The 25,555-nt window shown below is 68.6% G+C and carries 21 protein-coding genes; 15 read left to right on the top strand and 6 right to left on the bottom strand.

Annotated features, from left to right (window positions below; genetic code table 11):
* The first annotated feature begins 10 nt into the window (after window positions 1–10).
* The 6 genes from A5752_RS23275 to A5752_RS23250 all read left to right on the top strand — a co-directional run bounded on the left by A5752_RS23275 (window position 11) and on the right by A5752_RS23250 (window position 5,935).
* A complete protein-coding gene (locus A5752_RS23275) occupies window positions 11–1,060 on the top strand; it encodes a phospholipase effector Tle1 domain-containing protein (protein WP_067090816.1) in 1,050 nt (349 codons plus the stop codon).
* Window positions 1,061–1,200: 140 nt separating this feature from the next.
* Entirely contained in the window at window positions 1,201–2,019 is an 819-nt protein-coding gene (locus A5752_RS23270) for a DUF8453 domain-containing protein (protein WP_156614139.1), read from the top strand.
* Window positions 2,020–2,186: 167 nt separating this feature from the next.
* Complete coding sequence (locus A5752_RS23265) at window positions 2,187–2,888, top strand: crotonase/enoyl-CoA hydratase family protein (RefSeq protein WP_067090814.1); 702 nt, start codon at window positions 2,187–2,189, stop codon at window positions 2,886–2,888.
* Between the two features lie 9 nt (window positions 2,889–2,897).
* On the top strand, window positions 2,898–3,494 hold the full coding sequence (locus A5752_RS23260; RefSeq protein ID WP_067090811.1) for a TetR/AcrR family transcriptional regulator: 597 nt from the start codon (window positions 2,898–2,900) through the stop codon (window positions 3,492–3,494).
* A 112-nt stretch (window positions 3,495–3,606) separates the two neighbouring features.
* Window positions 3,607–4,344 carry a hypothetical protein gene (locus tag A5752_RS23255; RefSeq protein ID WP_502686781.1) on the top strand — a complete coding sequence of 246 codons (738 nt, stop codon included), beginning with the start codon at window positions 3,607–3,609 and terminating at the stop codon, window positions 4,342–4,344.
* Window positions 4,345–4,375: 31 nt separating this feature from the next.
* Entirely contained in the window at window positions 4,376–5,935 is a 1,560-nt protein-coding gene (locus tag A5752_RS23250; RefSeq protein ID WP_231983492.1) for an HD domain-containing phosphohydrolase, read from the top strand.
* Here the strand turns inward: A5752_RS23250 and A5752_RS23245 are convergent.
* Together A5752_RS23245 and A5752_RS23240 are read right to left on the bottom strand one after the other, a co-directional pair.
* Window positions 5,927–7,063 (bottom strand): NAD(P)/FAD-dependent oxidoreductase, encoded by a 1,137-nt coding sequence (locus A5752_RS23245; protein WP_067090801.1) that lies wholly within the window; start codon window positions 7,061–7,063, stop codon window positions 5,927–5,929. The genes A5752_RS23250 and A5752_RS23245 overlap by 9 nt on opposite strands.
* Window positions 7,064–7,123: 60 nt before the next feature.
* Window positions 7,124–7,492 carry a VOC family protein gene (locus A5752_RS23240; RefSeq protein ID WP_067090798.1) on the bottom strand — a complete coding sequence of 123 codons (369 nt, stop codon included), beginning with the start codon at window positions 7,490–7,492 and terminating at the stop codon, window positions 7,124–7,126.
* A gap of 57 nt (window positions 7,493–7,549) precedes the next feature.
* Here A5752_RS23240 and A5752_RS23235 point away from each other — a divergent pair, with 57 nt between their 5' ends.
* Window positions 7,550–8,287 (top strand): DUF3060 domain-containing protein, encoded by a 738-nt coding sequence (locus A5752_RS23235; protein WP_067090796.1) that lies wholly within the window; start codon window positions 7,550–7,552, stop codon window positions 8,285–8,287.
* Here A5752_RS23235 and A5752_RS23230 read toward each other — a convergent pair.
* A complete protein-coding gene (locus tag A5752_RS23230) occupies window positions 8,284–9,180 on the bottom strand; it encodes a haloalkane dehalogenase (RefSeq protein ID WP_067090791.1) in 897 nt (298 codons plus the stop codon). The two genes, A5752_RS23235 and A5752_RS23230, sit on opposite strands and share 4 nt — an antisense overlap.
* Window positions 9,181–9,355: 175 nt before the next feature.
* On the opposite strand from A5752_RS23230, the gene A5752_RS23225 reads away from it, so the two are divergent.
* Entirely contained in the window at window positions 9,356–9,598 is a 243-nt protein-coding gene (locus A5752_RS23225) for a hypothetical protein (protein ID WP_067090789.1), read from the top strand.
* 78 nt (window positions 9,599–9,676) lie between these two features.
* Here the strand turns inward: A5752_RS23225 and A5752_RS23220 are convergent, their stop codons facing one another.
* Genes A5752_RS23220 through A5752_RS23210 form a run of 3 tightly spaced genes read right to left on the bottom strand, consistent with a single transcriptional unit; the run spans window position 9,677 to window position 11,637 of the window.
* Window positions 9,677–10,519: a sulfurtransferase gene (locus A5752_RS23220; protein WP_067090787.1), complete on the bottom strand. Its 843-nt coding sequence runs from the start codon at window positions 10,517–10,519 to the stop codon at window positions 9,677–9,679.
* Window positions 10,520–10,522: 3 nt separating this feature from the next.
* Window positions 10,523–11,131 (bottom strand): HD domain-containing protein, encoded by a 609-nt coding sequence (locus A5752_RS23215; protein WP_067090784.1) that lies wholly within the window; start codon window positions 11,129–11,131, stop codon window positions 10,523–10,525.
* A gap of 14 nt (window positions 11,132–11,145) precedes the next feature.
* A complete protein-coding gene (locus A5752_RS23210) occupies window positions 11,146–11,637 on the bottom strand; it encodes an LppP/LprE family lipoprotein (protein ID WP_156614130.1) in 492 nt (163 codons plus the stop codon).
* Between the two features lie 95 nt (window positions 11,638–11,732).
* On the opposite strand from A5752_RS23210, the gene recC reads away from it, so the two are divergent.
* From recC to A5752_RS23175, 7 genes are all read left to right on the top strand, one after another.
* A complete protein-coding gene (gene recC, locus A5752_RS23205; RefSeq protein WP_067090779.1) occupies window positions 11,733–14,975 on the top strand; it encodes an exodeoxyribonuclease V subunit gamma in 3,243 nt (1,080 codons plus the stop codon).
* Window positions 14,975–18,262, top strand: a complete 3,288-nt coding sequence (recB, locus tag A5752_RS23200; RefSeq protein WP_067090777.1) for an exodeoxyribonuclease V subunit beta — start codon at window positions 14,975–14,977, stop codon at window positions 18,260–18,262. The genes recC and recB overlap by 1 nt, the downstream gene beginning before the upstream one ends.
* A 5-nt stretch (window positions 18,263–18,267) precedes the next feature.
* On the top strand, window positions 18,268–19,950 hold the full coding sequence (gene recD / locus A5752_RS23195; RefSeq protein ID WP_231983504.1) for an exodeoxyribonuclease V subunit alpha: 1,683 nt from the start codon (window positions 18,268–18,270) through the stop codon (window positions 19,948–19,950).
* A gap of 182 nt (window positions 19,951–20,132) precedes the next feature.
* A complete protein-coding gene (locus A5752_RS23190) occupies window positions 20,133–21,737 on the top strand; it encodes an SLC13 family permease (protein ID WP_067090774.1) in 1,605 nt (534 codons plus the stop codon).
* Entirely contained in the window at window positions 21,734–22,813 is a 1,080-nt protein-coding gene (locus A5752_RS23185) for a tartrate dehydrogenase (RefSeq protein WP_067090771.1), read from the top strand. Before A5752_RS23190 ends, A5752_RS23185 begins: the two co-directional genes overlap by 4 nt.
* Before the next feature lie 125 nt (window positions 22,814–22,938).
* Complete coding sequence (locus tag A5752_RS23180) at window positions 22,939–23,262, top strand: WXG100 family type VII secretion target (protein WP_067090768.1); 324 nt, start codon at window positions 22,939–22,941, stop codon at window positions 23,260–23,262.
* A 9-nt stretch (window positions 23,263–23,271) separates the two neighbouring features.
* A complete protein-coding gene (locus A5752_RS23175; RefSeq protein WP_067090765.1) occupies window positions 23,272–25,554 on the top strand; it encodes a TPR repeat domain-containing protein in 2,283 nt (760 codons plus the stop codon).
* Window position 25,555: the final 1 nt, after the last annotated feature.

Here is a 25,555-nt window from a genome sequence, read left to right as displayed (position 1 = left end):
GGGGGCCAAAATGAAGAAGCTAGTGCTGTCCTTCGACCGCAATCGTGGACATTCCAAACCCAAAATCGCCACGAACGCGCTTCGACTCTTCCAATCGCTCGACGACGGCCCCGATCAAGTCGCCTGGTATCACCCGGGACCCTCAACAGATCACGGCTCACCGCTGCACCCCTTCAAGGACGCGGCCGAGGACGCTCGCGGAGCCATCGCCGAGGCTTACCGCTTTCTGGTCGACCGCTGGGAGCCCGGGGACTCGATCTACCTCTTCGGCGTCGGTCGCGGCGGTTCCTGCGCCCAGTCGCTGACCCGGCTGCTCGCGACCGTCGGCATCCTGCCCGAGCTGGCCGACTTCGTGCTGGACGCGTACGCACTGCCGCGGACGGGTCGAACCGAACAGGACTGGACACGCGTCACCCAGATCGCTGCACAACTTGCCCCCGAACGCGAAATCCCCGTCGCGGTGCGCTTTTTGGGTCTCTGGGACGCGGTGCGCATACCCGGCTTCACACGCCGGGCGGCTCCCGCGCCGATGCCGAACGTCGAATCCGGCAGGCACGCCGTCGCGATCGACGGGCGGCCCGTCGAACCGTTGATGACCTCGGCATCGGAACGCGTCGAGGAAGTCTGGTTCCGCGGCGCCCACTGTGACGTCGCCGGCGGACCGGGAGCCTGCAGGCAGTTGGCCGAGATCAGTTTCGACTGGGTGCTCGACGGAGCGATCGGGGCGGGTCTGGCGATGTCCGACGAGCCCTTCGACGGGTTGCCCGCCCCCGGGCAGCACGACGCGCTCGCAGAGACCGCCCACACGATTTCCATCCGCAGACTGCCCGAGGACGCCGCCGTGCACGCCAGCGTCGAGCTGTACCTGCGTGAGCATCCCCAGTACTGGAAGCGCTTGCCGGCCCGCGTGACGTGGTCCGACCTCGACTGGGCGGCGCGCGGTGAGCGCCTGGTCCACGTCGCGCATACGCCGCCAATCGTCGCCGATGCGTCACTCGAGGCCTCGTTCGGCGAACTGGTCAGCAATATCGGAGAGTTGAGCCCGGCGACCCGGGTGTGACCTATGTCCGCCGGTCACGATCGTTCCCGGCCAGCCGTCTAATCGACGCCCACGGCAATTAGCAAATGGTGTGGGATCCCCTGCTGCGTGATATACAGCGGTGCGTGGATTCGGATGGGGTTCTCGGCCTGTCGGCCGGTATGTGGACGGCGCTGGCCGCCTGGCTCGCCGTCGCGGTGGGCATAGCCGCGCTGGCATACGCGTGGCGGCAGCATCAGCGGGTTCGGCGCCAAAGCGAAGAGCTGATGCAGCCCAACGTGGCGATGTTCATGGAACCGGCGGCCAACGACTGGCACCTCATCGAGCTCGTGGTCAAGAACTTCGGTCGCACACCGGCCTACAACATCCGGTTCGACTTCGCGCATCCTCCGACAGTGGCCAAGTACGAGAACGTCTACGACGACCGCTACGTCGACATCGCCCCGCTGAACCTGCCTGCCGAAATCCCTTATCTGGCACCGGGACAGGAATGGCGCATCGTCTGGGATTCGGCGCTGGACCGTCGCGAGCTCGGGGAGGCCATCGCGTCCCGGTTCGACGGCGCGATCACCTACTACGACCGGCACGGGCAGGCCAAGAAGAAGGATTCCCGCCACCGCTACCGCTCCACAGCGGTGCTGGACTGGTCGACGCTGCACCCGGTCGAGCGACTCGAGCTGTTGACCACCCACGACCTGGCCCGCCAGGAGAAGCAGAAGCTCGAATTGCTGCGCCACCTGCTGACCTACTACCAGTACGCGGCCGGCGAGAGCCGCGAAGACGTGCTGCGCCAGGAGATCAATCGCGTGCGGTCCGCGGTCGACGAACTGCGTGACCGGTACCGCACGGAATCCGAAGGTCCACAACGGAAGCCGCCCAACGGAGTCGCGCCCGGTCGACCGGTCGACGTCGACACGGAGTTCGAGGATGCGCATACGCAGATCCTCAAGACCAATACGGCGCGGCACCGCATCGCCTGACACGCTGTGCGGTGGAGCCCGGCAACCCCTCGCTGCCGGGCTTTCTCGACGGTAGAAAACTGGTGCCCAGACGTCGCGCGTAGAGAGCTACCCCAGTCTCTTCTTGGCATTCGTAGCAAGGTTTCGTAACATCGATACGATTAGCCGCCGCATTCAAAGGAGAAGCGATGAGCAACCTCGTTGGCTATCAACTCACCGACTCCGTCGCCACGATCACCCTGGACGACGGCAAGGTCAACGTCCTCGGCCCAGCCATGCAGACCGCGATCAACGAGGCGCTCGACCGCGCCGAGAAGGACGCCGCCAAGACGGTCGTGATCGCGGGTAACGGGCGTGTGTTCAGCGGCGGGTTCGACCTGACCGTGTTTCAGTCCGGCGATGCGCAGGCCGCCCACGGCATGCTCGCGGGAGGATTCGAGCTCGCGGTGCGGTGCCTGACGTTCCCGGTCCCGGTGGTCATGGCCGCGACGGGTCCGGCCATCGCGATGGGGTCGTTTCTGCTGCTGTCCGGCGACCACCGGGTGGGCCAGCCGAAGACCCGCTGCCAGGCGATCGAGGTGGCGATCGGCATGACGATTCCGATCGCCGCGCTGGAGATCATGCGGTTCCGATTGACGCCCGCGGTCTATCAGCGTGGCGCGGCGCTCGCGTCGACATTCGTCGGCGACGAGGCCGTCAACGGCGGCTGGCTCGACGAGATCGTCGAGGCCGATCGTGTGCTTCCGCGGGCGCAGGAGGTCGCAACGGAGCTCGCGAACACGGTGCACGCCGGCGCGCACGTCGGGACCAAGCTGAAGGCCCGGGAATCCGCGCTGCAGGCCATCCGCGCCGGAATCGACGGGTTGGCAACCGAATTCAGCCTCGGCTAGGTCGGTCCGATGCCGAGGGCGAAGCAACGCACGCCCGAACTGAGGGACCACCTGTTGGACGTGGCGGTCGCGACCCTGTCCGAGGAAGGGATCTCCGGCTTCACCACGCGACGGGTCGCCGAGCGGGCGGGCACGTCGGTCCCCGCGGTGTACGAGCTGTTCTCCGACAAGGCCGGGCTGCTGCGGGCGATGGTGTTCGAGGGGTTCCGGCTGCTGGGCGCCGAGCTGGAGACGGTGCCGCTGACCGACGATCCGCTCGCCGACCTGGAACGACTGGTGCCGGTGTTCCGGTCGTTCTGCCGGTCGTATCCGCGGCTCGCCCAGCTGATGTTCGCGCGGCCGTTCGCCGAACTCGAGCCAGGACCCCACGAAGCGGCGGCCGGTGCCTCGGTGCGTGAGGCTTTCACGGGCCGCATCCAGCGCTGCGTCGACGCGGGGCTGCTGGCCGGCGACGTCGCCGACATCGCCCATGTGCTGCTGGCGCTCGCGCAGGGCCTTGCGGTCCAGGAACTCGGGCGGTGGCTGGGGTCGTCGGCACCCTCGATCGAACAGCGGTGGCGCCTCGGCGTGCGCTCGCTGCTGGTGGGCCTGCGCCCCGTCCCCTAGCGATTTGTGCGTGATTTCGTTCGCTCAGCGATCGTTTTCACGCACAAATCGCCCAGGTTTTGGGGCGTTTGCCCCATGTGAGCGGTCGGCCGGGTGCCACACGATGACGACCATGACCAAAACACCCCAGGCCTTCGCGGCCGCCACCAAGACCATGCCTCTGCCCGACGGGGACGAGGAGCGCGTCGTCGGCTTCGGCGTCATGGGACTGCCCTTCGCCGACGGCCACTACCTCGCCTACCGCGACTTCCCCGAGACGTCATTCTCGCCTGCCTACAAATCGGTGTGGCACCGCACACCGGCCGGCGTGTGGACCTTCTACGCCACCACACCCGGCCCGCAGAGCTGCTCGCGGTACTTCAGCTCAGCGACACCGGTCGATCCGGTCGTATGCGCCATCGACGCCGAGTGGCTGACACCCTGGTCGCTCGCGATTTCCATTGCCGGAGTGCTCGATTGGCGTGTCGACATCGGCACGACCCCGGGCACGCGGCTGATGAGCGCCATCGGGTCACACATACCTGCCGCCGCCGCCCGCAACCGTCGGATCCTGCGGGTGATGAGCCACATCGTCGGACCGGTGCTCGGCATCGGCAGGATACGGCTGAACGGCAACCTGCCCAACGGTCAGGAGTTCCGCATCGCGCCACGGCGGGTATGGGCGGTCGTCGATTCGTCGGCCGTCGTGCAGGGCGTCGACCTCGGCCCGGTCGGTCCACATCCGGTGCAGGGCAACCTGGCCGACTTCCAACTCCCGCAGCGCGGCATCTGCGTGGTGGCCCAGGGCCGGTTCGAGGCGTTCGACGTCGCACGCCACCGCGATGCCGACCGTCTTGACCTAACGGGCTGATCCGGCCATGCCCACGGTGCAGAATCGGGCTGTGGCCGGCCCTCGCACCCCGCAGGAGCTTCCGACCCGGGCGGAAGTGCTCGCGGCGCTGTCGGTCGCCGTCGACCTCGGGCTGGGACAGCCGGCCGAACACATGCTGCGATCCGCGTTGATCGCGACACGGCTGGCTGACCGCCTGAGTCTGACTGCACAGCAGCGTGATTGCATCTACTACACGACGCTGATCATGTGGATCGGCTGTCACGCCGACTCACATGAGTACGCCCGGTGGTTCGGCGATGACATCGCGGTGCGACGTAGCTCGTACCTCGTCGACTGGTCCGGACTGCCTTACCACCGCTTCCTGCTGACCAACCTCGGCCGCGGTGAGTCGCTGCTCACCCGACTGAAGACGGCGGCGACGCTGTATGTCAATGCGCGTGGGCACATCTCGCAGCTGATCCACTCGCATTGCACGTCGGCCGGGCTGCTGGCCGAACGCATCGGCCTCGGTGCCGACGTACAGCACGCGCTGCGCCACACCTTCGAACGCTACGACGGCGGCGGGCTGCCGACCGGCGCCTCCGGCGACGGGATACCGATCGAGATGCGGGTGGCTCAGGTCGCCGACATGGTCGAGGTGCACCAACGCGAGTACGGCGTCGACGGTGCCGTGGCGATGGCACGCAGCAGGCGCGGCGGACAGTTCGACCCTGTGGTCGTCGACGCGTTCGTCGCCGATCCGTACGACATCCTTTCGGTGCCGTCCACCGGAGACGCGTGGGCGACCGCGCTGCGGTGTGCCCCCGATCGCGGGACACATCTCGACAGCGACGCGCTCGACACGCTGCTGATGGCGCTGGGTGAGTTCGTCGATCTCAAATGCCCGTTCACGCTCGGGCATTCACGTACGGTCGCCGATTTGGCCGCATCCGCCGCCGAGGTGCTCGGGCTCGATCCGGAAGCGGTCGCGACGACGCGGCGCGCGGGGTACGTGCACGACCTCGGCCGGATCGGTGTCTCGAACCAGGTCTGGTCCAAACCGGCCACGCTCAGCATGGCGGAGTTCGAGCGGATGCGGCTGCACCCGTATCTGACCGAGCGGATTCTCTCGCAGGTGCCGGCACTGAAGGAGATCGCGGCCGTCGCGGCCAACCACCACGAATGTCTCGACGGCTCAGGGTATCCGCGGGGCCTGGCCGCGCGACAGCTCGCGATGCCTGATCGGCTGCTGGCGTGCGCGGTGAGCTATCAGAGCGCGCTGGAACCGCGACCCTATCGGGAGGCGCTGGGTCCGGCCGGCGCGGCCCGACGACTGCGGGAGCGGGTGTCGAAAGGGCAGTTGGACTCCGCCGCCGCCGACGCGGTGCTGCAGGCATCCGGGCACGCGTCGGGCAGGCGTGCGCCGCGGCCCGACGGGCTGACCGCCCGCGAGGTCGAGGTGTTGCGTCTGGTCGCACAGGGGGCGAGCAACAAGGACATCGCGGCCAAGCTGGTGCTCAGCGAGAAGACCGTGCGCAACCACGTCGAGCATGTGTACGCCAAGATCGGCGTCTCGAACCGGATCGGCGCGAGCATGTACGCGCTCGAACACGGGCTCGCGTCAGCCTGAACCGGTGAGCAGTTCCCCCGCGCGGCGGTGATCGTCGTCGGCGTCGAGGGTGAGCACTCCAACGACGTCGCCGCCCGACTCGTACCAGACCGTGAATCCGGTGTGGTGATCGACGAACCGGGCACTGTCGTAGCCGACGCCCCACCCGCGGTACTTGAGCACGGAAGTGCCGATGGTGCAGGAGAACCCGGGCACGGTGTCCCACGCCGCGGGGAAGCCCGCGGCAGTCAGGCCGGCGACGTGGCCCTGATGCGCGGCGTCACGCCAGTGTTCGGCCGGGATCCGACGGCCGGCGGTCACGTTGTGCGCCAGGGCCACATCGCCCGCGGCGTACACGTTGCGCGCCGAGGTGTGCATGTGCTCGTCGACGACGATGCGCCCGTCGTGAGCCTGCAGGCCGGCGTTCTCGGCAAGGCGGATGTCGGGGCGGACCCCGGTCGCGCACACCACGAGGTCGGCGTCGACGGCCTCGCCGCTGCCCAGCACCACGCGGGTGTCCTCGATCGCGGCCACTGTCGTCTCGCCGGCGAACCGAACCCCGTTGTCCGACAGCAGCTTCGCGACGCGTTCCCCGGCCTCGAGGCCGAACCTGCGCTGCAGCGGGACGTGTTCGCCGGCGACGACCATCGTGGCCACCCCGCGCGCGGCGAGGCAGGACGCGGCCTCGCAGCCGATCAGTCCGGCGCCGATCACCACGGCGCAGTCGGAGTACCGGGCGGCCATCTTCAGCGCGACCGCGTCGGCGAACGAGCGCAGCGTCAACGTGGACTCCATACCGGGGATCGGCGGCCGCACCGGGACGGAGCCGGAGGCGAGCACGAGATGCCAGTAGGGGTAACGCTGACCGCCCGCCGTCACCACCTCCTGGCGGTCGACGTCGATCCGGTCGACGGTGATTCCCCGGATCAGGTCGACGGCGTTGCGTTCGAACCACCGCTCGCTGTGCAGCGAGAGGTTGGTGTCGCGACCGCAGAGAAAGTCCTTGCTCAGCGGCGGCTTCGCGTACGGCAGGGCCGGGTCGGTGGTCAGGATGCGCACCGGGATGTCGGGGTGTTTGCTCCGGAACGTTTCCGCAGCGCTCACCCCGGCCGGACCGCTGCCGACGGCTACAAACCCTGGAGCCACCACGGGTCTTGAGTACCAACTTCGGCGCTCCGATAACCTCGCGCCCGCGATTTGCCGCCGGGGCTAGTCGGTGATGCCCCAGACGAGGCAGAACGTGTGCCCCGCCGGATCGCGGAACACCCGGAACTTCGAATCCTCCTCGGCGTCGGCCACCCGCGTGGCGCCGAGGTCGAGCACCTCGTGTTCGGCCGCGTCCGGGTCGTCGACCTGGATGTCGAGGTGGAACTGCTGCGAACCGTGCGGATCGGGGAAGCGTGGCGGCTCGTGCTCCGGTGAGTATTGGAACGCCAGTCGTCGGCCCTGCGGATCGGTGAGCACCACCCAAGTGTCGTCTTCCTTAACGATTTCGCCGCCGAGGACGCCCGCGTAGAAGGTGGCGAGCCGCATCGGATCCTTGCAGTCGACGACGGTTGATCGCAGCTTTCCGAGCATGGGTGCCGGGTTGCCGGTATCCAGGCGGCGCAAACGACGTTATGGCACCATCTGCGCATGAACCCCGAGGACGACCCGGAGGCGCGTATCCGGCAGCTGGAGCAACCGCTGGCCGATCACGGCGCCGTCGAATTGGGCACATCGCAGCGGAGCGCCGACGACTACCAGGCGTCAGCGCTGCCCCCGCCGGTGTACGGACCGCCGCACCAGCCTTACCCCCCGCAGTCGCCGTACAGCGCGCCTCCGTTCGGCGTGTCCTTTCCGCCCGGGCCGACGAAGAGCGGCGCACCACTCGGGTTGATCTTCGGACTGGTCGCCGCGGTGGCGGTGTTCATCGTCGCCGGCATCGGCGCGCTGGTGTGGACGCTGAACTCGAAGACGGAGGAGATCACCGGTCGCCCCGGCATTTCCATCGCGACCGGGGACGATCCCCGCGGCGGCAGCGTGACGATCGGCCCCTCGCGCGGGGCGCCGACCGTCGTCCTGCCCACTCAATTGCCCAGCGACGAACCGAAGGTCGCCGTCGCGCCCGCCGGCGGGAACTACAGCGTCTCCGGGGTCCAGCGGAACGAAACCGTCGAATGCAATGGCAGCAACATCACCGTCAGCGGCGTCAACAACACGGTGACCCTGCTCGGTCACTGCCTGACTGTGACGGTGTCGGGCGTCGAGAATCAGGTGAGCATCGACAGCGCCGACGAGATCGGCGCGTCAGGGTTCGACAACCAGGTGATCTACCACTCCGGCGACCCCGAGGTGAACGTGTCGTCGAGGAACACCGTCACCCGAGGCTAGGTGCGCCACTGCAGGATTCGCTCGGCCAGCTCGGGGCCGCAGTCCTCCTGCACGAAGTGGCTGCCGTTGATGCGGGCATGGGGTTGGCCGGACGCGCCCGGGACGTGCTCGATCAGCGGCCGGTCGGCGCGGCCGAGAATGGGATCCTTCGCGCCGAAGATGCACAGGAAGGGTTTCTTCCAGCGCCCCAGCGCATCCCACGCCGCGCGGTTGGCCGGTAACGCGGGATCGTCTGGTTCCGTCGGCACCAAGGCGGGGAACGCGCGGGCCCCGGCCTGAAAGCGCTTGTGTGGGAACGGCGCATCGTATCCGGCGCGGATGCGTGCCGGGACGTCGGTCACCGTGCCCATCGCGACGATGCGTCCGGCAGGAAACACCGGCGTGTACCGCGCGAATGCGCGCCAGATCCGGAACGGAAGGTTCGCGCTGTTCTGTCCGGCGGGCAGGAAGCCGTTGGCGACGACGACGCGCGCGATGCGCTCGCCCTGCTCCGCGGCGATGCGCAGCCCGATCAACGATCCCCAGTCCTGCACGAAGATCGTGGTGTCGCGCAGTTCGAGCGCGGTGAACCAGGATGTCATCCACTCGACGTGGCGTAGATACGTGTAATCCTCTGCGCGAGAGGGCTTGTCGGAACGGCCGAATCCGATGAGGTCGGGCGCCAGCACCCGCAAGCCGCCGGCGGCCAGAGGCGGAATCATGGTGCGGTACAGATAACTCCACGTCGGTTCACCGTGCAGCAGGACAACGGGCGGGCCGTCGGCAGGGCCTTCGTCGACGTAATGCATCCGCAGCGGCTCGGTGTCGGACGCGGTGACGTCGACGTAGTGCGGCGCGAACGGGTAACCGGCGAGGTTCGCGAAGCGGTCGTCGGGTGTGCGCAGAACGTCCATATGTGCTCCTCTCCGCCTCCTGCAGCTTAGGACGTATCCCCCGATCGGTGGACACGCAATTCGTCCGGTTCACCCTCCGGTCGGTCGACATACACAAGCCCCGCGGTCCAGCACTCTTGAGTCATCGCCGGAACACCGGCAGAGAAAACGAAACGAGCTCAACGAGGAGATCGAAATGAACACCAACACCACCCGCCGCATCGCCCAGTTCTTCGCCCTGCCGGTCGTCGCAGCCGGAATCCTGGCCGGGGCCCTCGGCTTCGCCGGAGCCGCCAACGCCGGAACCTACACGCAGGACACCAGCCCGCGGCCCGGCCTCGTGGCCACCCCGAACGTCAAGGCCCACCCGGCCACCGGGGCCCGCCACAACCACGGCATCAACCACCTGCAGCGGGTCCAGCCGGACTACCGCCGCTGAACCAGGCACCACCTCACAGAGGCCCTCCCGCGCGGGGTATCCGGGAGGGCCTCGTCATCTGTGGGGTCATGGGCGGGGCTAGTCGGATCCGCGCGCCACCGGGCGCGAGGGGTCCGAACTCCATTCGGACCACGAACCGGGAAACAGCGCGGCGTCCATTCCCGCCGCGGCCAGGCCGGCGATCGTCACCGCCGCCGTCACCCCCGACCCGCAGTACACCGCGACGTCATCATCCGCATCCTCGAACACCCGGGCCAGGTCGGCGTCGGAAAGCAGCGTGCCGTCGTCGGTCAGCAGGCGGGTGCTCGGGACGTTGACCGCTCCGGGGATGTGCCCGGCGACCGGGTCGACCGGTTCGACCTCGCCGCGAAACCGTTCGGGCGCCCGCGCGTCGAGCACCACCTTGCCCGGTTCCAGCAGCGCGTCGGCTGCGACGGTGCGACGAGCACCGGCGTACAGGTCGTCGTGGGCGACGGTCACGTCGCCGGGTTCGGGTTGGATCGGTCCGGTCTGCAATGCACCGCCCGCGCTCGTCCACGCCGCCAGGCCGCCGTCGAGGATGCGGACGTCATCGATGCCGGCCGCGGTCAGCACCCACCAGGCGCGTGCGGATCCGGCGCGGTTCCAGTCGTCGTAGACCACGACCGGCACCCCGGTCCGCACGCCCCAACGACGGGCGGCCGCCTGGAGCGCGGTCCCGGACGGCAGCGGGTGCCGCCCGCGGCCTTCGACGGTGTGATCGCTCAGCTCGTCCTCGAGCGAGACGTACACCGCCTCGGGCAGATGTCCTCGCTCGTAAGCGGCGCGGCCGTCGGGCTCGGCAAGCTGCCAACGCACGTCCAACAGCGTCAGCGGTTCACCCGCATCGAGTCGCCGCGCCACCTCGGCGGCCGAGATCCACACCGTGTCGCGTGCGCTCATACCTCAGACGGTAGCGGCGATCGGGGGGCCGATCTCCTCGGCCAGCGTCTCGATGACGCGGGACAGTTCGTCGACCAGCCAACTGTCGCTGCGCCGCCGGTAGACCTCGAGCAGCGAGCGGTAGTACCACAGATGCTCGTGCGGGTCATCGGTGTTGAAGCGCTGCCACACCTTCGGGCCGAAGCGGCGCAGGTCGCGCAGGATCGCCCTAGCGTTGTCGAGCTTGTCGGCCATCGACACGCGAATCGTGCTGTCCGAGGCCGTGTTCAAGTGTTCGATGTAGTTCTGCTTGCGCTCGCGCCACGGCGGCTTCGGCGTCACGACCGTATCGCTGCACTCTTCGACGATGCCGGCAACCTCTGGGCCGAAGCGCTCCTCGATCGTCGCAAGCGTCGCGTCACCGCCCTGATCCTCGGCGGCGTCGTGCAGCAGAGCGGCGATCGCCTCGGTCTCGGTGCCGTCGGCCTCGATCACCAGCCCGGCGACCGACAGAAGATGGCCGACGTACGGAACCTCGGAGGCCTTGCGGGTCTGGGTGCGGTGCAGTTCGGCGGCGAACCCCAGCGCCTCATGGAATTTCGGGCCCAGGCGCGGTGACGTCGTTTCGCTCACCTCATGCTCCTTCCTCAAGCCGTCGGTGGCGGCGGGTCGAGCATCACGGCCCGGTCGCCGTTCCAGCGATACCGCGCGCTGTGAATCGCCGCGGGCGCACAGGCGTTGCACTCGCCGGGCACCTTGTAATTGAGCACGACCATGTCGTCGCTGCTGGCCGCGGAGTCCAGTGAGGTGAAGCCGTACGCCTTGGACGTCCCCGTTCCCACGTACTCGCCGCGATGGAACAGCAGGGCCTGCACGGGCGAGCTTCCGGTGCCGCCCTCGGTCGTCACGAGGATGGTGGAGAGTTCCGAACACGGGTCGTAGTTGCTGTCGACCGGTGTGCTGTCCCATGGGGCTCCGGTGAGTGGTTCGAACGGCAGTTGGGCGAACGCGAGGCGTATCGCGTCGTCCTGGTCGGGGCCACACGTCGGCTGGGCTGCCGCCACCGGTGTCGCGACCATCGGAATACAGGCGGCTGCGCTGGCGGCCAGCGTCATCATCGCGGCCATCGAACGATTCATCGAACCTTGGCTTTCCCTCGCTCGGTCGCTTGCAAACGTCCACCGCCACGGTAAACCCCCGTCCGCGTCGGACCCACGACCTATCGTGGGCGGCGATGGCGCTTCACATCCACCGGGCCGAACGCACCGATCTTCTCGCCGACGGGCTAGGCGCCCTGCTCTGTCATCCGCTGTCGGACCCGTTCGCCGAGGAACTGGTCATCGTGCCGGCCAAGGGGGTCGAGCGCTGGCTGAGCCAGCGGCTGAGCCATGTGCTGGGACGCGGCTCCGGCGCCGACGGCGTCTGCGCCGGTATCGCGTTCCGCAATCCGCGCTCGCTGATCGCCGAGTTGACCGGAACCGAGCGTGACGACCCGTGGTCCCCCGACGCGATGGTCTGGCCGCTGATGGAGGTCATCGACGCCGCCTGCCCCGAGGACTGGTGTAAACCGCTGGCCACGCACCTCGGCCACTTCGAGGCCGGCGAGGAACGGGAATTACGCCAGGGCCGGCGCTACGCCGTCGCTCGCAGGCTCGCGGGGCTGTTCGCCTCCTACGCCCGCCAACGTCCACAGCTGCTGATCGACTGGGAGAACGGCGCCGACGGCGACATCCCGGCCGACCTCGCCTGGCAGCCGCCGCTGTGGCGCGCGCTCATCGAACGCGTCGGCGCCGACACCCCACACGTACGGCACGCGAAAACCGTTGCGCGGCTGTGTGAATCACAGACCGACCTGCCCGAGCGACTGTCGCTGTTCGGGCACACCCGGCTACCCAGCACCGAGATCGAACTGCTCGACGCGCTTTCCACTCACCACGACCTGCACCTGTGGCTGCCGCACCCGAGCGACGATCTGTGGCGGCAACTCAAGGCGTCGCACGGCCAGATCCCCCGTCGCAAGGACGACAGCCACCGCCGGGTCGGCCATCCCCTGCTCGCCACGCTCGGCCGCGACCTTCGCGAACTGCAGCGCGCGCTGCCGGGTGATCCGCGGACCGACGAATACCTCGGCGGCGGGCAGCGTCCGGACACCCTCCTCGGGTGGCTGCAGTCCGACATCACGGCCAATGCGATCCGGCCGCAAGGCCGGGCGCACAACGCCACCGACCTCTCGGTACAGGTGCACAGCTGCCACGGACCGGCCCGCCAGATCGACGTGCTCCGCGAGGTGCTGCTCGGTCTGCTGGCCGACGACAAGACCCTCGAACCGCGCGACATCCTCGTCATGTGCCCGGACATCGAGACCTACGCGCCCCTGATCGTGGCGGGCTTCGGCCTCGGCGACATGATCACGGGGGTGCATCCGGCGCACCAGCTGCGCGTCCGCCTCGCCGATCGGTCGCTCGTGCAGACCAATCCACTGCTCGGCGTGGCCTCCCAGCTGCTCGCGTTGGCGGGTGGCCGCGCCACCTCGAGCGAGGTGCTCAACCTCGCGCAGGCCGCGCCGGTGCGGACCCGCTTCGGCTTCACCGACGACAACCTCGAAGACATCACCCGCTGGGTGCGGCAAGCCAACATCCGCTGGGGCTTCGACACCGAGCACCGCAGACCCTACGGTGTCGACTTCGTCCAGAACACATGGCGTTTCGGCATCGACCGGGTGCTGGCGGGGGTGGCCATGTCCGACGACTCGCACGCCTGGATCGACACCACGCTGCCCCTCGACGACGTGAGCAGCAACCGGGTCGACCTGGCGGGCCAGCTGGCCGAGTACATCGACCGGCTGCGGTGTGCCGTTCAATCCCTGACCGGCACACGGCCGCTCGCTCAGTGGCTGCAGGCGCTGACCGACAGCATCGGCCTGTTGACCCGCGTTGGTGACGACGACGTCTGGCAGACCGCCCAACTCGAACGCGAATTCGCCGACGTGCTCGCCACGGCGGGTACCCGCGCCCACACCGCGATGCGGCTCTCCGACGTGCGCGCACTGCTCGACCGCCACCTCGCCGGCCGGCCCACCCGCGCCAACTTCCGCACCGGCACCCTGACCGTCTGCACCATGGTCCCGATGCGATCCGTTCCGCACCGCGTTGTGTGCCTGGTCGGCCTCGACGACGGCGTGTTCCCGCGGCTGGGGATCGTCGACGGCGACGACGCGCTCGCCCGCGAACCGATGACCGGGGAACGCGACATCCGTTCCGAGGACAGGCAATTGCTACTCGACGCCATCGGCGCGGCCACCGAGACACTGGTGATCACCTACACCGGAGCGAACGAGTACTCCGGTCAGGAACGCCCGCCGGCTGTCCCGCTCGCAGAGCTCCTCGACACCCTCGACCGCACCACCGAGCACCCGGTCCGCGATGCGATCAGGGTGAAGCATCCGCTGCAACCGTTCGACACCCGCAATGTCATTCCCGGAGAATTGATTCCGGGTGTGCCGTTCACGTTCGACTCCACGGTCAAGCGCGCGGCGCTCACCCGAGCCGCCGAACGTGGCGAGCGGCCGAAGTTCGTCTCCGGCCCGCTGCCCGCTCCCCCGCCCGACGACGTCGTGCTCGCCGACCTGGTCGCGTTTTTCCGCGATCCCGTGAAGGGGTTCTTCCGCGCCCTGGACTACACCTTGCCGTGGGAGGTCGACGGCGTCGAGGACGCGATGCCCGTCGACATCGATGCGCTCGAGGAGTGGACGGTCGGCGACCGCATGCTGCGAGACATGTTGAGCGGCATGGAACCCGATCAGGCCCGCCAGGCCGAGTGGCGACGCGGCACCCTGCCGCCCGGCCACCTCGGCTGGCGCCGCGCGAACGAGATCTGCGACCAGGCGTCGCTGATCGCCGACGCCGCACGGCCCTACCGCGGCGCCGACCCGACCGCGGTCGACATCGACGTCGAGATCGGCGCCGGGCGTCGGGTCACCGGCACCGTCACACCCGTCTACGGTGAGCGGCTGGTCTCGGTCACCTATTCCAAGCTCGACGGGCGCCATCTGCTGCAGCCGTGGATTCCGCTGCTGGCGTTGTTCGCTCACGACCCCGGCCGCTCGTGGAAGGCGATCAGCATCGGCCGGGCCCGCCGCGGCACCACGCCGCGGATCGAGTCGATGGGCAGGCCATCGGAGCATCCGCGCGAGTTGCTCGCCGATCTGGTGGCGATGTACGACCAGGGCCGGCGCGAACCGCTTCCGCTGCCGGTGAAAACGTCCTACGCCTGGGCCGAAGCCGTGCACGGCCACGGCGATCCGGAACAGCGCGCAGGTTTCAAGTGGCGGTCCGGCATGTACCCCGGCGAGGAGGACGAACCCGCATACCAGCTGGCGTTCGGCAAAGGCACGTGGTTGAAGCACCTCGTGGAGCGAGGGCTGGATTCGCACTCGGCTCGGCTGTGGCTGCCGATGCTGCGGGCGATGGAGACGTGATGGAACCCTTCGATCTGCTGGGCGAGCTGCCCGCCGAACGTTCGACCACGGTGCTGGAGGCCAGCGCAGGGACCGGGAAGACGTTCGCGCTGGCCGGGCTCGTCACGCGTTACCTCGCTGAGGGCGTCGCCACGCTCGACCAGATGCTGTTGATCACGTTCAGCCGCGCGGCCAGTCAGGAACTGCGCGATCGGGTGAGGCGCCAGATCGTCGACGCGGTGCAGGCTTTCATCGATCCGTCGAGCGTCGAGGTCAACGAGATCGTCGAGCACCTGCTCGACGGCACCGCCGAGCAGGTCGCCGAGCGCGAACGCCGTCTGCGGGATGCGCTGGCCGCGTTCGACGCCGCCACGATCGCCACCACCCACCAGTTCTGCCAGCTGGTGCTCAAATCGCTGGGTGTGGCGGGTGACAGCGACTCGCGGGTCACGCTCGTCGAGAGCCTCGAGGAACTCGTCACCGAGATCGTCGACGATCTCTACCTGCACCACTTCGGCCGTGAGCGCGACAACCCGCTGCTGACCTATCCCGATGCGCTGCGCCTGGCCAAGCAGGTCGTCGAGCATCCCGCGGCCGAGCTGCGGCCGAAGGACCCCGCACCGGATACCCGGGCCGCCGTGTGCATACGGTTCGCGAAAGACGTTCTCGACGAACTGGACAAGCGCAAGCGGCAGCGAGGCATCCTCGGCTATGACGACCTGCTGAGCCGGTTGGCCGACGCGCTGGACGCCGACGACTCTGCGGCGCAGCTGCGCATGCACCAGCGCTGGCCGATCGTGATGGTCGACGAGTTCCAGGACACCGATCCCGTGCAGTGGCGGGTGATCGACCGCGCGTTCACCAAACGGTCGACGCTGATCCTCATCGGCGATCCAAAGCAGGCGATCTATGCGTTCCGCGGCGGTGACATCGTCACCTATCTGAGCGCGGCCTCCCAGGCCGACGTTCAGAAGACGTTGGCCACCAACTGGCGCAGCGACGAGGCGCTGGTGACGCGATTGCAGGCCGTGCTGCGTGGTGCCCAACTGGGCCACGAGAAGATCGTCGTACACGACGTCGCCGCCAGACACACGGGCTCGCGGCTGACCGGAGCGCCGTGCAACGATCCGTTCCGGCTGCGCGTCGTCTCCCGGAACACGCTGGGCCGCAGCGGAACCGGCGTCATTCCGATCGACCAGCTGCGCACCCACATCCCCAAGGACCTGGCGGCCGACATCGGCGCGCTGATCGATGCGGGTGCGACGTTCGACGGTCGCCGCCTCGGGGCGGGCGACATCGCGGTCATCGTGGAGAACCACCGCGACGCCCGGGTCTGCTACCGGGCGCTGTGCGACGCGGGCATTCCCGCGGTGTACACCGGCGACTCCGACATCTTCAACTCCGACGCCGCCGAGGACTGGCTGGCGCTGCTCGAGGCGTTCGACCAGCCGCACCGGCCCGGCGTCGTGCGTGCGGCGGCCGCGACCATGTTCTTCGGGGAGACCGCCGAATCGCTCGTCGCGGGCGGCGACCCGCTGACCGATCGCATCGCAGAGACGTTGCGGGAGTGGGCGGGTCACGCCCGCGAGCGCGGGGTGGCGGCGATCTTCGAGGCCGCGCAACTCGCCGGCATGGGCGATCGCGTGTTGTCCTGGCGCAACGGTGAGCGCCAGATGACCGACCTGGCCCACATGACGCAGCTGCTGCAGGAGGCCGCGCACCGCGAGCACTTCACGTTGCCGGCGCTGCGGGACTGGCTGCGGGGCCAGCGCGAGGAGCGCAGCGGCGCGGCGGAAAGGTTCCGCCGCCTCGACAACGACGCCGCGGCGGTTCAAGTGATGACGGTGTTCGTCGCGAAGGGCCTGCAGTTTCCGGTCGTCTATCTGCCGTTCGCGTTCAACCGCCATGTGTGGGAGCCCGACATCGTGCTCTACCACGAGGGTGACACCAGATGCCTGCACATCGGCGGCAACGACAGCCCCGACTTCCACGCGGTGTCGAAGGTCGGGCGCGAAGAGGATGCCAGCGACGACAGCCGCCTGATGTACGTGGCGATGACGCGTGCGCAGTCGCAGCTGGTCGCCTGGTGGGCGCCGTCGCGCGATGAACCCAACGGCGGGCTGTCGCGGCTGCTGCGCGGCCGGCGCCCGGGTGAGCCGATGGTGCCGGATGTCGTTGTGCCCGGCAAGGTTTCCGACGCTGACGCGATGGCGCGGTTCAAGGAGTGGGAGGCCGTCGGCGGTCCCGTGATCGAGGGTTCGGCGCCGCGCCCCCGGCGTGCACCCCAAGAGCCCGCCGCTCCCGCGGAGGTCGCTGCCCGGCACTTCCACCGCCCCATCGACACGGCGTGGCGCCGGACGTCCTACAGCGGGTTGATCCGCGCGGTCGAGGCCACACCGGTCAGCAGCGAGCCGGAGATGGTCGAACTCGACGACGAGGTCGCCGAGATTCCGCTGACCACCGAGGCGGTCGGGGAGGACGTGCCGTCGCCGATGGCCGGGCTGCCGACCGGCGCGAAGTTCGGCTCGCTGGTGCACGCCGTGCTCGAGACGGCCGACCCGTTCGCGGCCGACCTCGCCGCGGAACTGGAGGCCCGGGTCCGTGAGCATTCGGTGTGGTGGCCCATCGACGTCGAGGCCGCCGAGCTGGCGGCGGCAATGGTGCCGATGCACGACACGCCTCTGGGACCGCTGGCCGGGGATACGACGCTGCGTCAGATCGGATTGCACGACCGGATGCGGGAGATGGACTTCGAATTCCCGTTGGCGGGCGGGGATCTGCGCGCGTCGGGGCCCGACATCCGGCTGAGCCACGTGGGTGAGCTGCTGCGTGCGCACCTGCCCGCGGACGATCCGTTGGCGTCGTACGCGGAACGGTTGACGGGGGCGGGCCTGGGACCGCAGCCGCTGAAGGGATACCTGTCGGGCTCGGTGGACGCGGTGCTGCGGGTCGACGGTCGTTATCTCGTCGTCGACTACAAGACCAACTGGCTCGGCGATCCGAACCGGCCATTGACCGCGGCGGATTATTCGCGGCCGCGGCTGGCGGAGGCCATGCTGCACTCCGACTACCCGCTGCAGGCCCTGCTGTACAGCGTTGTGCTGCACCGCTTCCTGCGGTGGCGGCAGCCGGACTACGCGCCCGAACGACATCTCGGCGGCGTGTTGTATCTGTTCCTGCGCGGAATGTGCGGGCCGGACACGCCGACCGAGGACGGGCATCCCGCCGGTGTGTTCAGCTGGCAACCTCCCACGGCGTTGATCGCCGCGCTGTCGGATCTGCTCGACTCCGGGAGGGCGGCAGCGTGACCAGCGTGGAATGGCGGCGGGCCGTCAGCGCCACCGGACTGTTGCGCACCTTCACCGACGCGGAGGTCCTCGATGCGTCGGATGTGCATGTCGCGCAACGGCTCTGCGAGCTTGTCAAGGCGCCCGACGACCGGGTCGAGCTCGCGCTCGCGCTCGCGGTGCGCGCGCTGCGCAACGGGTCGGTGTGCCTGGACCTGCGGACCGTCGAACAGCAGGTCGGCCTCGATGGGCTGCCGTGGCCCGCGATCGGCGACTGGTTCGCCGCCATCGCCGGGCACGCGCTGACGGGGCAACCGCCGGTGCTGCACGTCGACGGTGACCTGTTGTACCTCGACCGGTACTGGCTCGAAGAACAGCAAGTGTGTGACGACATCTTGCGGATGACCGCCGCCCGGCCGGCCCAGCCGATGCCCGATCTCGACAGGTTGTTCCCGCCGGGCTTCGAGGAGCAGCGCGCCGCCGCGGAACTCGCGCTGTCGCAGGGGCTGACGGTGCTCACCGGCGGTCCGGGCACGGGTAAGACCACGACGGTCGCGCGCCTGCTGGCGTTGCTCGCAAGCGGTACGCGGCTGCGGATCGCGCTGGCGGCGCCGACGGGGAAAGCGGCGGCGCGACTGCAGGAGGCGGTGCAACTGGAGGTCGACAAGCTCGACGCGTCCGACCGCGAGGCGCTGTCCGGCCTGCACGCGACGACGTTGCACCGGCTGCTCGGCAGCCGCCCCGACACGTCGGCGCGGTTCCGCCACAACCGTGCCAACCGGTTGCCGCACGACGTGATCGTCGTCGACGAGACGTCGATGGTGTCCCTGACGATGATGGCGCGACTGCTCGAGGCGGTGCGGCCGGAAGCGCGGCTCATCCTGGTCGGCGACCCGGACCAGCTGGCCTCGGTCGAGGCGGGTGCGGTACTGGCGGACCTGGTCGACGGTCTCGGCACCGGTCGCATCGCGGAACTGAAGACGTCGCACCGGTTCGGCGAGTCGATCGGCCGGCTGGCCACGGCGATCCGCACGGGCGACGCCGACGCCGTCGTCGACGTGTTGCGCGCCGGCGATGAGCACATCGAGTGGGTCGACACCGAGGAGCCGTCCGAACACCTTCGTAAGGTGTTGGTGCCGAACGCGATCGCGCTGCGCACGGCGGCGATTCTCGGCGACGCCGACGCGGCGCTGGCCATCTTGACCGAACACCGGCTGCTGTGCGCGCATCGCCGTGGCCCGTTCGGGGTGCGGTACTGGAACCACCAGGTCGAGCGGTGGCTGTCGGAGTTGACCGGCGAACCAATCTGGTCGACGTGGTACGCCGGGCGGCCAGTCCTGGTGACGGCGAACGACTACGGGCTCAACCTCTACAACGGCGACACCGGCGTCACGGTGCTGCGCGACGGCGTGCTGCGCGCGGTCATCGCCGGCACCGAACGGCTGGAGTTCGCGACCAGCCGGCTCGCCGACGTCGAAACCATGCATGCCATGACAATCCACAAATCGCAGGGCAGCCAGGCCGACGAGATCACCGTGTTGTTGCCGCCGGAGGATTCGCGGCTGCTCAGTCGCGAGCTGTTCTACACCGCTGTCACCAGGGCCAAGAAGAAGATCCGCGTCGTCGGACCGGCGGCCTCGGTGCGCGCCGCCGTCGAGCGCAGAGCGGTACGCGCCTCGGGTCTGGCGCGCCGCCTCCGCAACTCCTAATTGGCCGCGAGCGCTCATCCTTGTACAAATTTCGAGCGCCAAACCGTACCTAGCTGTGCGCTCACCCCAGGGTGCGGCCGCCCCGGCCGCTTCGCTCGATGTTTAGCGTCGCCTGAGTCCAGGGCACTCCTCCCAGCGACTGTGGTGTAGCGCACACGCCACCCGGGTGGACGGAGCCTGTGATGACTGCGGAGAACCAGGTCACGCCGACCGACGTCGACAAGGCTCTACTCGGCAGCGCGACGTACCGAAGCCTGGGCGAACAGCGACTCTCGCCGCGAGAGGAACGCTTCGAGAAGGGCCGCCGCACGATCGGCCTGTTCCTCGCCCCGCTGCTGACCGTCGTCTTCCTCGTCCTGCCGCTCGACATCCCGCGGGAACAGCAGGTGCTCGGCGCCGTCCTGCTCGGCGTGATCGCGCTGTGGATCAGCGAGGCGGTGCCGATCCCGATCGGCGGCCTGCTCGGCGTCGCGGTGGCGGTGTTCCTCGGAGTCGCACCGGTCGACGACGTGCTCGGCCCGTTCGGGTCGTCGACGATCTTCACGTTCATCGGCGCCTTCATCCTCGCCCAGGCGATGCTCAAACACGGTGTGGCGCGGCGATTCGCGTTCCGCATCCTGGCCCTGCCACGGGCGGGCCGCTCGACCACCGGCGTCATCATCGCGTTCGGCGCGATCACATGCCTGCTGTCGGCGTTCGTCTCGAACACCGCGACGGTGGCCATGCTGCTGCCGACCGCGATCGGCATCCTGTCGGTCATCGCCAAACTGCTGCAGCAGCGCGGCGACGTCGACGCCGACTTCGATCCGCAACGGCTACGGGTCGGCGCCGCGCTCATGCTGATGCTCGCCTACGGCGCCAGCGTGGGCGGGTTGCTCACGCCGGTCGGCAGCCCGCCGAACCTGATCGGGCGCGGGCTCATCGAAGAGGCCACCGGCGAGCGGATCAGCTTCGGCCAGTGGATGGTGATGGCGATCCCCATCTGCCTGGTGATGTTCCTGCTGCTGGCACTGATCATGTTGCGGCTCAACAAACCCGAGATCAAACGCATCGACGGGGTGGCCGAGTATGTGGCCAGCGAACGCGAGAAGCTGGGCTCGCTGTCGCGGGCGGAGAAGAACACACTGATCGCGTTCGCCGTGACGGTGACGCTGTGGATCCTGCCCGGCGTGGTCGCGTTGATCACCGGCACCGAGTCCAACACGTACGAGTTCGTCAGCGACCGCCTCGACGAGGGTGTCGTCGCGGTGTTCGGCGCGTCGCTGCTGTTCCTGCTGCCGACCGACTGGCAGAGCCGCGAATTCACGCTGCGCTGGAAGGACGCCGCCGAAATCGACTGGGGCACAATCATCCTGTTCGGCACCGGCATCATCTTCGGCTCGCTGATCTCCTCGACCGGGCTGGCCGAGACCATCGGCACCTCCGTCAACGACGCGCTCGGCCTGACCAGCAGCGTCGCGATCACCATCTTCGCCGTCGTGCTGGCGATCATCGTCTCCGAAACCACCAGCAACACCGCATCCGCGGCGGTGGTCGTCCCGATCGTGATCCCCGTGGCGGTGGCCGCGGGCGTCAACCCGTTCGTGCCCGCACTGGCGGCGACGTTCGCGGCGTCGTTCGGCTTCATGCTGCCGGTGTCCACGCCGCAGAACGCGATCGTCTACGGCTCGGGCGTCGTGCCGATCACGAAGATGATCCGCTCCGGCGTCACCTTCGACATCGCGGGCGCTATCCTGATCATCATTCTGTTGCCGTTGATGATCAGCCTTCTGGGATTGGGTACATGACCGAGCCTGATGCTCTTCGCGCAAGCGGCTCATCGTCAATCGCCGTCATCCCCGGCGACGGGATCGGCACCGAGGTGATCGCGTCGGCGCGGGCGGTGCTCGACGCCGTGACGCGCAAGCACGCGATCTCGTTGTCCTACACCGAGTTCGACTGGTCGTGTCAGCGCTATGCCGAAGAGGGCGCGATGATGCCGGACGACGGCATCGACACGCTGAGCAAGTTCGACGCCATCTTCCTCGGCGCGGTCGGATGGCCGGGCGTGCCCGACCATGTCTCGCTGTGGGGCCTGCTCATCCCGATCCGCCGCGCGTTCCGCCAATACGTGAACATGCGGCCGATCCGCGTTTTCGACGGCGTCGCAAGCCCGCTGCGCACGGCGAACGACGTCGACTTTGTCGTGGTCCGCGAGAACGTCGAGGGCGAGTACAGCGAGATCGGCGGACGGCTGAACCGCGGCTTCCCCGACGAAATGGCGGTCCAGGAATCGGTTTTCACCCGCAACGGCGTCGGCCGCATCGCCGACTTCGCGTTCGAACTCGCCCGCACCCGCCGCAAGTACGTGACGTCGGCGACCAAATCCAACGGCATCGTGCACACCTTGCCGTTCTGGGACGAGGTGGTCGCAGAAAGGGCGTCGCACTACCCCGACGTCAAGCTCGACAGCGAGCACATCGACGCGCTGGCCGCGAAATTCGTCCTGCAGCCCCAGCGATTCGACGTCGTCGTCGGCTCCAACCTGTTCGGCGACATCCTCAGCGACCTCGCCGCCGCCGTGGCGGGCTCGATCGGCATCGCCCCGTCTGCCAACCTCGACCCCACCAAGCAGTACCCGTCGATGTTCGAACCCGTGCACGGGTCGGCGCCCGACATCGCCGGGCAGGGCATCGCCAACCCGATCGGCGCGGTGTGGTCGGCGGCGCTGATGCTCGAGCATCTGGGGCACACCCAAGCCGCCGATGACGTGATGGCCGCCGTCGAGGCGACGCTGGCCGACCCGCAGACCCGAACCGGAGACCTCGGCGGTCAGGCCTCGACGTCGGAGGTCACCGACGCGCTCGTCGCTCGGTTGAGCTAGCAAACTCGCTCAAAGGCCCGCGCACTGCCCCCGGGCCGCCGAAATTAGTGCATCAGGGGGTGTCGCAGCGATGGTAGGGTTGGCCAGCAAACACTTGGACCGCCGGCGAGCGTTTGGAAAGGTGTATGAGCGAAGAACTGCGGGTCGACCCGCTCGAGGTACGGATGGCCGCCGACCACGTCAACGCGGCCGCCGACGGCCTGAGGTCCGCGCACGGCACGGCCCACGAGCGCATGGGCGCCGCCCAGACCGGCTGGATCGGCACCAGCGCCGCGGGGCTCTCAGCAACCATCGCGAAGTGGGAACAGGAATCCGCCGCGCATTACAGCGGGCTGGTCAAACACGCCGAAGACCTCAGCTCGGCGGCGGCGAAATACGTCCGCACCGATGACAATGCCGCCACCGAAATCGACTCTGCGGGATCAAATCTGGGCACCATGGGGCTCTGACCCGTGGGGATGACGTTGGCCGACGTCCAGCGTTGGCAGCCCGAGCAGATCGACGAAGTCTCCAAGGCGGCGGCCCACCGCGCCCGCACCAGCGGGGAGACGGCCGAGGCGCTGCGCAACCTTTCGGTGTTCGGCACGTGGAAAGGCCAGGCGGCAGAGACCGCGCAGCAGGCCATCGCGCAGTCGGCCACCAAGCTCGACATCACGCAGAAAGAGGCCATCCTCGTGTCGCTGGGCGCTCAGCGCGCCGCCGCGGACGCCCGCTCGGTCAAGAACGACCTGAACGGCCTCATCGACTACGCGGCCGCGGCGCCGGCGGTGCAGCTCGACCTGAACACCGGCACAGTCACTCCACCCGACACGACCGGCTGGACGGATCAGGAGATCGCGCAGCTCGAGAAGAAGATGGCCGAGGTGGAGAACCGCGCGGTTGCGGTGCTGGCCGCCGCCGAGGAGGTCGACGGCGACCTCGCCCGGGTGTTGTCCGCGGCCACCGGCGGCGATCCCGACACCCCCGCCGAGCAGGGCAGCGCCGACGGGGAGTCGCTGCAGGACGGGGAGCTCAGCCCCGAGGAGCTCGCGCGCCTGGAGAAGAACACCACGCTGACCCCGCAGGAGCAGGAGGCGTTGGCACGTGGCGAGCTGGTGCTGCCGGCCAGCCAGATGGACTACCTGAACCAACTGTCGCGGTCGCTGGATGGCAAGAGCCCGGCCGAGATTCGCGCGATGATCGACAAGCTCGGCCCGAACGGCGGACGCGTCGCCGACGCGCTGCAGCTGGTGTCCAACGAGAACATCACCGTCGCCGGCGCCGATCCCGACGCCAAACCCGGCGACGCCGGATTCGTCCCCACCCGCGGCGGCATGCAGAACCTGCCGTCGGGCATTCGAGAAGCGTTCGAGGCGCCGTTGCGGGGGCCGACGGCGCCCACCGCCGGGACCAACGAGGAGGGCAACCCGACCCTCGAGTGGCCCGATTGGTACAAGCCGTTCCCGCATCTCGACGAATACCGCGATGTGGCCGCGATCGTGTCCGCCGGCGACGCCAAACTGCAGCAGGGCACCGCGCTGGACAATGCGCTGCTGGACAAGTCCGAGCAGATCCTGCAGAACATGCACGACGCCCCCGATATCGCCTGGAAGGAAAACATCGACCTGGGGCAACGTCTCATCGACCCGGCCGTGCAGGACATGCTCGGCTCGGCCGGACGCGACCCGATGGCCGTGCACGACGCGCTGGCGGGGGCGGACGGCAACACCGCCAACGACGGTTTCATCGAGGACCTGTTCACCCACCAGTGGGCCGACAACGGCGCGGCGGCAGGCAATCTGCTCCACGGCACCGGTGCGGTCCCGACCGACCTGACCGACCCCACCCAGCTGTTCCAGGCCGAGCAGAACGGGCAGACGATGCACGCGGTGGACCAGTGGGCGGGAGGAAACTCGCCACGGTTGCTCGACATCCCGGGCACCGACGGCCAGTCGCTCGGACAGGTCAACCCCGAGCTCACCCGTGCCCTCGCCGAGGCGAACAAGCCCTACATCGACGACATGCTGGGCAACCCGCTCGACAACAGCCGCGGATTCGAGCCGCTCGAGAGCCTCAAGAATCCCGAAATGCCGCTCACCCGTGACTTATTCGCGGTCATCGACACCGATCCCCAAGCCGCCGCGACCCTCAACAGCCAGGCCTACCTCAACGGCCTGCAGTACCAGGAGAACTTCCAGCAGTCCATCATCGACGGCGGCACGGTCGACACCGCGGATCTGCAATCGGCGGGCACCCTGCGCGGGCTCATCGACTCCGGAGCCAACGTCGCCGACAACGACGCGATCAAGTACGGCAACCTGCAAGACGTCAAAGCGTATGAGAGCCGCGGTCAGTGGTTCGACCTCGCCAAGTCGCTCGGCGGCGAAATCCCCGGTGTCAAAGCACTTCTCGACTTCAACGGCAAGATGCCGGTCGACCCCTTGCAGCAGATCTTCGTCGGAGACGCCCCGGTGCCCAACGATCCGACCTACATCGCGCAGGAGAGTTCCGAAGCGCTGCAGTACGCCGTCGCGCAGCGATTGCTCGAGAACAACCTCGGCGATCCGCGCTTCTTCACCGAGGCAGGCCTGATCGATCCGGACACCGGCCGGCTCAACCCGCTCGAAGACAACTTCACCGACTTCCGGACCGCCCTCAGCAACTACTTCGGCGGGCTCGATCCGTTGGTCAAGTCCGGCATCGAGGATTACGAGGATGCATACCGCGACGCGCTGCCGCGGCCCCCGGCGCATACGGGGTAGC

Source organism: Mycobacterium sp. 852002-51961_SCH5331710 (assembly GCF_001665535.1).
Classification (GTDB): Bacteria; Actinomycetota; Actinomycetes; order Mycobacteriales; family Mycobacteriaceae; genus Mycobacterium.
The sequence above is the reverse complement of the archived record's forward strand: the minus strand, read 5'-3'. Positions and strand labels throughout refer to the sequence as shown.